The following is a 10,459-nucleotide window of genomic DNA, read 5'->3' on the forward strand; positions in this document are numbered from 1 at the left end:
AGCTGTTCAACCGAACAAAAAGCAAACAAATAGAGTAATTAAAGCGCTCTTTGGTGTGGACTGATCATTTTTTGCCACTCCCAATCAGGGTGACCCATCACTATAAAGTCAGGGTTCTCTGTACTCTCACGCTGATTGTAGGTTAATGGATTAAATTCAGCATCAGTAATACAGCCACCTGCTTCTTCAACAATTATTTGCGATGCTCCCGTATCCCACTCACCTGTTGGCCCTATCCGTAAAAAACAGTCAGCTTTACCCTCAGCAACAATACATGCTTTTAAAGAGCATGAACCTACAGCAACTGTTGTAAACTGCGCGTTCAAGTATTGACTAACAGCTTCAATTTTTTGACGACGACTAACAGCCAAAGTTAAGTTATCTGGAGTGGCAACATTGATCTGCTGCTCTACGCCATCAACACGCTTAAATGCACCATTTTGATAACTGGCAAAATAAGTTGTCTCTTTCGCTGGCCAATAAATCACCCCAAGCACTGGGCGATTGTTTTCAATCAAAGCGATATTTACCGCAAAGTCGCCGCTTTCTAAAATAAACTCACCGGTACCGTCCATTGGATCGAGTAACCAATAGCGCTGCCAATCTTGCCTATCTGCTAAAGCAGGGATTGGTGTTTCTTCTGACATAATAGGAATATCTGGCGCTAGTGCTTTTAATCCAGCAACTAACACATCGTTAGCGGCTAAATCGGCTTTAGTGACAGGTGTGTGATCTGACTTTTCTTGCTGGCCAATATCATCTTTCTTGTAAATAGCCATAATCGCAGCACCAGCGCTTTGCGCAAGCTCAATACATGGCTCAAGTAATTCAATCATTCGCAGCTCCTGATTCTAAATGCTTAGTTAATAATAGCAAAGCTGCAACGCTTCGTGCTTCGGTGAAGTCTGATTGTTGTAATAATGACTGCCAATCGGTTAATGGCCACTTAACAACCACTAATGGTTCTGGCTCGTCCCCAACTAAAGTTTGCGGATAAAGTTGTTGCGCAAACAATATGTGCATAGTCGCATTAAAGTAACTGGGTGCCATTGAAACCACTTTAAGTGGCTGAAGTTGCTCAGCACCAAAGCCAACTTCTTCTTTTAATTCTCGGTTTGCTGCTTGTTCTGGTGTTTCACCAGGATCAATTAAGCCTTTTGGGAAGCCTAGTTGATAATCATTAGTGCCAGCACAATATTCTCGTACTAACAGTAATTCATTATCAGCTGTTAATGGCACTATCATTACAGCCCCTCGGCCACCGCCGCGGATCCGTTCGTATTGACGCTGTTCGTCATTTGAAAATTTTAATTCAAGTGATTCCACCGTAAATAATCGGCTTTTAGCAACAACTTCGGTGCGAAGAATTTGTGGTGGTGTTGGGTGCTTTTTCTGTGTCATTGGCATTAATTTGCTATCATGGCAGTTAGTTCAATAATAAACCCTATAAGATGAAATTCCTATGTTAAATTGGTCAAAAATCGATACTGTGCTGCTAGATATGGATGGCACTTTGCTCGATCTCCATTTTGATAATCACTTTTGGCTGACAGTGATCCCTGAGCAACTCGCTATCGCAAAGAATATTAGTTTGGCACAAGCCCAAGCGGATATATTAAAACGCTATCAAGCCGTTAGCGGTCAAATCCAATGGTATTGCTTAGATTACTGGGAACAACAACTTAATTTACCTATTATGGAGCTAAAATATCAGCATCAGCACCTCATTAAAATGCGTGAGGATGTACCAGCATTTTTAACATCGTTGCGAAAAGCGGGTAAAGAGTTGATTTTACTTACCAACGCACACCCGGAAAGTGTCATGCTCAAGTTTGAAAAAACCAATATTGATAACTATTTAGATGGTGTGGTGTCGACTCATCAATATGGTGTGAGTAAAGAGCAGCAAAGCTTATGGCAGCAAGTACAACTCGATTTAGGTTTTGATAAGCAGCGTACGCTGTTCGTTGACGACAGTTTAGCGGTACTAAACGCCGCAAAAGAATATGGTATTGGCCATTTATTGGCGGTTGCAAACCCAGATAGTAAACAACCGCACAATGAAATCAGTGACTATTTGAGCGTCACTGATTTTCGTGACATGCTGCCTTAATTTTTAGGGTAGCGAGCCTCTAAGCCTTGATATACAAGCTTTGCAAAATCAGCATGTTCCGTATTCAGGCTTTTAACGACCTCAACTAAATGCTCGTTATCTTCTTTGCCATGCCATTCTTTAATGTAGCTACCATCTTTATAACCATGATCTTGGCGGAAAAAATTAAGCGTATTTTTACCTACATAGCCTCGATATAAATCATCAATATCCATACCTATTTGCGCCATACATCCAGCGAAGGCTGCGGCATTAAAGGTTTTCTCAGCGACGGCTGACGCGGCGAGAATTTCTAACGTTTGTTTGAAATCATCAGCTTGTTGCGGTGCACTTAACTGTTGTTCCAACTGCTTAGCAAGCTCTAAATAACTGGTCTCACCATCAATTCGTAACGATAAACCGAAGTGAAAAATATCAACCAATTCTAAAATAACTTGCTCGGTATCTGGAGTTTGCTTTTTCCACCATTTCCAACCGTAATGATCAAGCATTTCAGCGCATTCAACCCAAATAGCGCGATACCATTCAAAGCCTTGGCTAAACCATTGATCATGAACTTTGGTGTTCATGGCATTTTGCATTTCTAGCATCACCACTAGTTTGTTTAAATTGGCAGACATATCTCTTCCAGTTACTATTTTAATTGCCGTAATAATACAGATAAATACTCTTCGATGAAATCGATTCTACGTACTGATTGTGGTTAATACGCAGAGGTCGCTAACACAAATATTGCCAATATAGCTAAGGGCATTTCATTACGCGGCACCCGAGGATATTTTGCTAACTGAAAACTGACGGCTACCTGCCTGTAGTAAATTCTTGCCATGAATTAATCAGGTCTACAAAATCTTCAAAACCACAGCCGCTACTTAAACCATTTTCTTCAAGCATCAGTTCATCGTCTTGATAAGCAAATAAATCTTCAGAGTCTTGATGCAAGGCATGGGCTTCAAAAATGGCTTCATCTTTATTTAAAATCAAATCAATTTCTTGGCCCTGTAGCGTTAACGGCTCAAAACTACTTGATACTGAGGCGATTAAAGCCTGCACCATGGCGATTTTATCTTTACCGATTTCTTCATTAAGCCAACGGCCAATAACAGCATGTTCACTGCTAATTTTGATACGTAAGCCACTGATTGGATCACGTATAAACTGGTATTCCATAAGGTTCCCTAAATACAACTAATGATCGGGATTATACCCTAGTCAGCTATGAATAAATAAAGCCAGTGACAAAAATAGCGCTAAAAAGCGCTATTCTTTGAAGTGATACAGCTACCGATAAGATCTAAACCGCGCGGCATCAATGATTGCCCAAATATAGACGATCGGCAGTAATATAAAACCAATCGCAACATAAATAAGCGCGCCACTAATAACCCACGCTAGGAAGAAACCAATTGCCGCCATGATCCGGCCTTGAACTAACTGCCCTAAACCTGGGAAAAATATATTACAAATCGCTGCGATAACATTACCGCCTGAACCTTGCTCTGCCATGTTAACCTCAATTATTAATTTAATTTTATTCTTATCTACTTACATTCTTCATGCCAATTATTTAGTTATTAAAAATCAATACTTTAAAATCAACAGTAATACAAAGAACTAGCTAAAATCGTGATTTTTACTAAATATAAGTCAAATTGGCGATATCACTTCACACCATTGATCTAGCTTAGCTAAAAAATGACTATAAATGAATCATTAAGTTTTTAAAGCCTTTAGACTATGTATTAAATTAACTGGTTATAAAAACAGTATTTTATTTAGCCTAACAAAAACACCTGTTATACTGCTTTTAATATTGATTGAAAAGGCGTGATGATGGACGTTTCAGAATTACTCGACGGTTTAAATGATAAACAACGGGATGCAGTTGCAGCCCCACTCCAAAATATGCTGGTGCTTGCTGGCGCAGGCTCTGGGAAAACTCGAGTACTCGTTCATCGTATCGCATGGTTAATGCAGGTTGAGCAAGCCTCCGCTTATAGTATTTTTGCAGTAACCTTTACCAATAAAGCAGCTAAAGAAATGCGCACGCGCGTTGAACAAGCCCTTCAAGCACCAGTAGGTGGTATGTGGATTGGTACTTTCCATGGCTTATCACACCGTATATTGCGCGCCCACCATCGCGAAGCAAACTTACCAGAAGCGTTTCAAATTTTAGACTCTGATGATCAACTTAGAATGATCAAACGCTTATTAAAAGCCATGAATATTGATGACAAAAAATGGCCTGCAAAACAGTTTGGCTGGTATATCAGCGCCAAGAAAGATGAAGGTCTGCGCCCCAAAGATATCCAAGCTTACGACATCAACGAACAAATGATGCTTAAAGTTTACACCGCTTATCAAGAAGCATGTGATCGAGCAGGATTAGTTGATTTTGCCGAAATCTTATTACGTAGTTTTGAAGTACTAAAAAATAATCCAACCTTACTACGTCACTACCAGCAACGTTTTGCCCATATGCTAGTAGACGAGTTTCAAGATACCAACACCATTCAATATGCATGGCTTAAATTATTAGCCGGCGATACCAACAGCATCATGATCGTAGGTGATGATGACCAAAGTATTTACGGTTGGCGTGGTGCTAAAATTGAAAACATTAAGCGCTTTTTGACCGATTTTAAAGCCGAAACTATTCGCCTTGAACAAAACTATCGCTCTACTGCCACGATTCTAAAAGCGTCTAATGCACTTATTCAAAATAACTCAGACCGAATGGGTAAAAGCCTCTGGACTGATGGCAATGATGGTGAACCTATTTCTGTTTATGCCGCTTTTAACGAATTAGACGAAGCGCGCTTTGTAAGCAGCAAATTACGCAGCTGGTTAAACGCTGGTAATGCCCTACAAGATGCGGCGATTTTATATCGTAGTAACGCGCAATCGCGGGTACTTGAAGAAGCGATGTTACAAGAAGGCTTGAAGTACCGAATTTACGGCGGTATGCGCTTCTTTGAACGTCAGGAAATTAAAGATGCACTGGCATATTTACGGCTCGTAGGTAATCGTCAGGATGATGCTGCATTTGAGCGAGTGATTAACACTCCTGCTCGTGGCATTGGCGATAAGACCTTAAGCCATATTCGCGATTGTGCGCGTAGCGAATCATTACCATTATGGTACGCCGCCAAAGCCATCGTAGAACAACAACATTTATCAGGACGTGCGGCGACGGTTGTTACTAAGTTTGTTGAACTGGTAGAACATATTGAAGATAAAATTGGTGATCTCACTTTAGAAGAGCAAGCGAAATACGCTATTCAAACATCTGGTTTAATGGCGATGTATCAAGCAGAAAAAGGCGAAAAGGGCCGCGCTCGGGTAGAAAACTTAGAAGAGCTGATCAGCGCCTGTGGCCAATACGAACTCCCGGAAGATGAAGAGTTTAGCTCACCACTGCAAGGATTCTTGGCTTATACCTCACTGGAATCAGGTGATGGCCAAGCTGAAGAACATGAAGATGCAGTGCAAATGATGACGTTGCACTCAGCGAAAGGCTTAGAGTTTCCACTCGTATTTATGGTTGGTGTTGAAGAAGGCATGTTCCCATCTCAACAAAGTAATGAAGAATCAGGTCGGTTAGAAGAAGAGCGTCGTCTTTGTTATGTCGGGATGACTCGTGCGATGGAAAAACTCTATATTAGCCATGCCGAGAGCCGCCGTCTTTATGGTCAAGAAAAGTACCACAGTCCATCACGCTTTTTACGTGAAATGCCTGAAGATTGTATTGAAGAAATTCGTATTAAAACTCAAGTATCGCGACCACCCGCAGCAGGACGATTTAGCTCATCAGTTAGTCATGCCGTATTTGAAGAAAGTGGCTTTAGCTTAGGACAACACGTATTACATGCAAAATTTGGTATGGGAACGGTCATTAATTACGAAGGCAGTGGCGCTCAATCTCGCGTACAAGTGAATTTTGATGACTTTGGTAGTAAGTGGTTAGTAACTGTTTATGCACGACTACAAGCCATTTAACTCGTTAATAAGTAATATCCTACCGCAAATTGCCTATGCTAAACATAGGCAATTGCTACTCATTACTGGCGAACAAAACTGGTGTTATCAACAGGCTAATGAGTTACTCAAGCAACTTTGCCATCCGCTTGTTAAGGTATTATCAACTAGTGGCGAACTCACTGACAGTAGCTGGCCTGAACATACTCATCAAATTCTTGGCCAAGAATTTCAGCATGTTATTTATGACGGTTTTAGTGGCTTAGTGCCAGACAAATTTGCCGCTCTTAGTGGCACTGTTCAGGCTGGCGGTTTATTTATTGTATTGTTGCCAGAACTTGATGATTTACACTATTGGTGTGACCCAGCACTGACCGCCTTTCAATCATTTGCTCAACAACAACAGCAGAGTTATTTTAACCAACGCTTGGCACGCTTACTCCAGAGTAATTTGTATCTGCACCTGAGCCAACAATCAGGCTGGCAAACGTTACCAGAAACAAGCCAGCTAGCAGGTAAAATAAACCTAACTGAACAGCAATTTTGCATCGAGCAAATCATTAGAACTGCCAACGGTAGAGCCAATCGCCCTTTATTGATCAGCGCAGATCGTGGCCGTGGAAAATCGGCGGCTTTAGGGCTTGCTGCTGCAACACTTAACGATAAAAAAATACTCATTTGTGCACAGCAGTTTAACGCCCTACACAGCTGTTTTAAACACTTTGCCGCAGCACGAGGATTAAGCTATCAAACTCGGGATAAACAACTCGCCAACTTGCATTATATCGCACCCGATCAATTACTAAATGAACTACCTGACTGTGATGTATTGTTGGTTGATGAAGCTGCTGCGATCCCAGTACCATTATTAATTAAAATGCTCACGCATTATCCCCGCATTATATTTGCCAGCACTATGGTAGGTTATGAAGGGAATGGCCGCGGGTATACTTTAAAATTCAAACGTTACCTAGAGCAACATTATAAAAATATGCATAGTGTTACTCTAGAGCAACCAATTCGCTTCGCAGCGAATGATCCGCTAGAACAGCATATTTGTAATTTGTTAGCACTTGACGCCGATTATCAAGATATTACGCTAGACACCAGCGCTCTGCTCTATTCTGAACTGACTCCCCAACACCTTGCTGAAAATGAAGCACTACTGCGTCAAGTCATTGGGCTATTAGCATTAGCGCATTATCAAACTAGCGTAAATGACTTGCGCCACTTACTCGACGCGACAGAGCAACGCATCTTTGTATGTCAGCAACAAGGCGTTATTATTGCAGTATGCCTAATTGCGATTGAAGGCGGTTTAACCGCAGACTTGAGTCAACAGGTTGTTAGTGGTCAACGTCGCCCACAGGGGCATTTGATGGCGCAAACATTAGCACAGTTAAGTGCTAATGCTGACGTACTAACAAGGTTGTGTGCTCGTGTTGTGCGCATTGCTGTAGCTCCATCACAGCATAGTAAATGTATTGGCTCACAACTTATTGCTCATTGTGAACAGCAACTAGCATCGAGCTGTGACTGGTTTGGAGCCAGCTTTGGCGCTAATGCGAGCCTACTCAAGTTTTGGCAAATGGCGGGGTTTAGTTTAGTTAAACTAGGCTTTATCCAAGATAAAGCGACTGCAGAACATGCAGCTCTTGTGGCTAAAAGTTTAACTGATCGCAGCTCGCTAATTAAAAATCTGAAAACTGATTTTCAATCAGACTTTGCATTGCAACTACTTGATCATTTCAATCAGTTAGATCAACAATTAGTCGAACAAGTACTGCGTGACTGTGCTCAACATAACGCTGATAACATCCAAGATACACGTCTAGCTGCATTACTAACAACAGATTACCAAATTTTTACCATCAAACCTTTATTGTGGCGGACACTTTGGTGCACACCAAGCAGCTTATCTAATTGCGATGAAAATACCAAATGTCTTTTTATTAGACTAATATTACAAAACTGGTCATCACAAAAGGCACAAATAGTTTTACAGATCCGTGGTAAAAAATCACTCGATAAACTATTCAAACAGGCTGTTACTAATTGGTATGAACAATACTTACTTAAAAAATTACCTTAGCGTTCTTTTCTTCTTTTCATTTTCACATAGCAATTTCGCCTATGCCGAGAACAAGCCAGCGATAAAATTAGGCATGTCTACCGCGTTAACAGGACCTGCCAAACAAATTGGTGAACAACTTTACCTAGGTAGTAATATCTATTTTAACAAGCTAAATAAAAACGCAGGTATCAACGGAGCACACGTAGAATTAATAGTCGCCGACGATGGTTATGAACCAAAACGCGCAGTAAGTAATACTCGTCGCTTTATTTATCAAGACAAAGTAGATGCGCTATTCGGTGCAATGGGAACTCCAACAAGCTTTGCTGTTTTACCAATCCTTGAACAACTGCAAATTCCATATTTAATGCCTTACAGCGGCGCTAAATTTTTGCATTATCAGCCAACAATTAATGTATTCAACATAAGAGCTAGCTACGATGATGAAGCTGACGAGCAAATAAAATACCTAGTCGAAGAAAACAATCACACACGTATTGGGTTTTTAATTCAAGCAGATGAATTTGGTCTTGTAGTAGAATCTGGATTGCGAGAATCGCTCGCCAAACATAATCTAAAGCCAGTTAAAGTCGCGCGCTATCAACGAAACAGTAATGAGATAATGAGCGCCTTAGAAATACTAAAAGCCAGTGGTGCTACTGCCATTTGCTTAGTAGGCACATACAAACCATTATCTGAATTTATAAATAGTGCCCATGAACAACAGTTTATGCCTGACTACACCAGCATATCTTTTGCCTCAAGCAATGACTTATTTGCTCGCCTAAAATACTCCAGTAAACTTATGGCGACCGAAGTAGTCCCTAACCCTAATAAATGTAACGCCTATTGGTGCACTGAATTCTTAAAAGATATGGCTGCAGCGCAAATTAACACACCTAATCGTCTGCACTTTGAAGGCTATCTCAATGCAATGGTGTTTAGCGCCGCAGCACAACGCTGCCCGCAACCACTGCAACATAATTGTTTAATGCAGCGCCTAAATATTATTTTTAGTGAAGATAAACAAATAAACGCGTTATTCGTCAATAAAACTGATAAGAATAAGCATACTGTCTATCGCTCTGTGTTTTAACAAAATAGCTGCGCTTTCTAAATAATGTTCTATTATTAAGCTATATATTTAGGAGGTGAGGACACTATGGACTTAATTAATTTTAGAGTAGGCCAGAAAACAATTTCATTAAAAATTCTCGACATACTTTTAACTGAACGCTTTGAAGATAATTTAACCTCATTACCTAACGACAATAAAAGTTTTATTGGTGTTAAAGACTATATGGAAACCCCCACTCCAATATTTGATCTAGGTATTATTCTCAACAAACAATCAACACAAGAAACCAATCAATCATTAGTCGAATTATTTAGCGAGTGGCAACAAAAGCAACAAGAATGGTTTACTGCACTAGAGAATAGTATCAAACATAATCAGCCGTTTAATCATAATACCGACGTTCAGCAGTCAAATTTTGCAAAATGGTACAGTCATTTCAAAACTGAAAATGAAGATCTCAAAGCAATTATAGAACGCTTTAAAACCCCTCATAGTCGGCTATATACAAAAGCGAATAAATTAATCGAGTTGGTAAAACAAAACAACGAAAAACAAGCGCTAGTTGAACTGAGCATAGAGCGTAACAGCAACTACATGCAACTCATCAGATTGTTTGAATCTGCCAAAGAACAGATCTTGCTCGATCATAAACCCATTATCATCTTCACCACAAAAGATGGCAGAACCCCTCACATAGGTTTACTCGTTGATAAAGTCGAAGATAATATCAGCTACAAAAAAGAAAATATCAAACCGTTAGATAAGCTCACAGATGTCGGTTTTGATATTGATTCGCAAACTAAGAATATGATGCGTGGCCTTATTAAGCTGGAAAATAAACACAGCGTACTCATAGACCCAAGTGCAATCTTTAGACCTGATCACTTAATGCATCAACATGCTGAAGAAACAGCAGAATATGGGTTGTTTTAGAAGTACATTTTCTAGATAGCAGTTCCTTTTAAAGGGCGCTAGTTTCTCAAGATTAAAAATGGCAATGCACGCATGTCAAAGGTTAATACTGACGGCTCGAAGCCATTAGCTTTCCTACAGACGTAAAAAAGCCGCTTCATTTCTGAAGCGGCTTTCTCAATTTGGAGCCTGGCAATGTCCTACTTTCACATAGCAAATGCTACACTATCATCGGCGCTGTTTCGTTTCACTACTGAGTTCGGCATGGGGTCAGGTGGGTCCAAAACGCTATTGTTACCAAGCA

Annotated in this window: 10 protein-coding genes and 1 rRNA gene; 5 read left to right on the top strand and 6 right to left on the bottom strand. The window is 40.4% G+C overall.

Translation table 11 applies throughout. The features are described 5' to 3' along the window. Positions 1-38 precede the first annotated feature (38 nt). Positions 39-836 (bottom strand): 3'(2'),5'-bisphosphate nucleotidase CysQ, encoded by a 798-nt coding sequence (gene cysQ / locus H5200_RS18465; protein ID WP_145242561.1) that lies wholly within the window; start codon positions 834-836, stop codon positions 39-41. Further along, positions 829-1,401, bottom strand: coding sequence for an ADP compounds hydrolase NudE (nudE, locus tag H5200_RS18470; RefSeq protein ID WP_179959231.1), 573 nt, complete (start codon positions 1,399-1,401; stop codon positions 829-831). Before nudE ends, cysQ begins: the two co-directional genes overlap by 8 nt. A gap of 61 nt (positions 1,402-1,462) precedes the next feature. On the opposite strand from nudE, the gene yrfG reads away from it, so the two are divergent. Then, on the top strand, positions 1,463-2,113 hold the full coding sequence (yrfG, locus tag H5200_RS18475; RefSeq protein ID WP_145242565.1) for a GMP/IMP nucleotidase: 651 nt from the start codon (positions 1,463-1,465) through the stop codon (positions 2,111-2,113). Here yrfG and H5200_RS18480 read toward each other — a convergent pair. From H5200_RS18480 to H5200_RS18490, 3 genes are all read right to left on the bottom strand, one after another. Further along, the gene (locus H5200_RS18480) at positions 2,110-2,733 is read right to left on the bottom strand and encodes a dUTP diphosphatase (protein WP_149983053.1); all 624 of its coding nucleotides are present in this window, start codon (positions 2,731-2,733) and stop codon (positions 2,110-2,112) included. The two genes, yrfG and H5200_RS18480, sit on opposite strands and share 4 nt — an antisense overlap. Before the next feature lie 181 nt (positions 2,734-2,914). After that, complete coding sequence (locus H5200_RS18485) at positions 2,915-3,283, bottom strand: YacL family protein (protein ID WP_145242569.1); 369 nt, start codon at positions 3,281-3,283, stop codon at positions 2,915-2,917. A 111-nt stretch (positions 3,284-3,394) separates the two neighbouring features. After that, entirely contained in the window at positions 3,395-3,619 is a 225-nt protein-coding gene (locus H5200_RS18490) for a hypothetical protein (protein WP_145242571.1), read from the bottom strand. 327 nt (positions 3,620-3,946) lie between these two features. Between H5200_RS18490 and uvrD the strand changes: the two genes are divergently transcribed. The 4 genes from uvrD (at position 3,947) to H5200_RS18510 (ending at position 10,176) form a co-directional block, all read left to right on the top strand. Further along, positions 3,947-6,112, top strand: a complete 2,166-nt coding sequence (uvrD, locus tag H5200_RS18495) for a DNA helicase II (RefSeq protein ID WP_145242582.1) — start codon at positions 3,947-3,949, stop codon at positions 6,110-6,112. Continuing rightward, the gene (locus tag H5200_RS18500; protein WP_182762156.1) at positions 6,090-8,183 is read left to right on the top strand and encodes a GNAT family N-acetyltransferase; all 2,094 of its coding nucleotides are present in this window, start codon (positions 6,090-6,092) and stop codon (positions 8,181-8,183) included. The genes uvrD and H5200_RS18500 overlap by 23 nt, the downstream gene beginning before the upstream one ends. Before the next feature lie 73 nt (positions 8,184-8,256). Then, positions 8,257-9,261 (top strand): ABC transporter substrate-binding protein, encoded by a 1,005-nt coding sequence (locus H5200_RS18505; RefSeq protein ID WP_259399237.1) that lies wholly within the window; start codon positions 8,257-8,259, stop codon positions 9,259-9,261. 66 nt (positions 9,262-9,327) lie between these two features. Beyond that, a complete protein-coding gene (locus H5200_RS18510; protein WP_182762159.1) occupies positions 9,328-10,176 on the top strand; it encodes a chemotaxis protein in 849 nt (282 codons plus the stop codon). Between the two features lie 166 nt (positions 10,177-10,342). On the opposite strand, the gene rrf is transcribed toward H5200_RS18510, so the two are convergent. Then, positions 10,343-10,457: ribosomal RNA gene (gene rrf, locus H5200_RS18515) — 5S ribosomal RNA — on the bottom strand. Between the last annotated feature and the right edge of the window lie 2 nt (positions 10,458-10,459).

Source organism: Pseudoalteromonas sp. SG43-7, assembly GCF_014164295.1.
Taxonomy (GTDB): domain Bacteria; phylum Pseudomonadota; class Gammaproteobacteria; order Enterobacterales; family Alteromonadaceae; genus Pseudoalteromonas; species Pseudoalteromonas rhizosphaerae.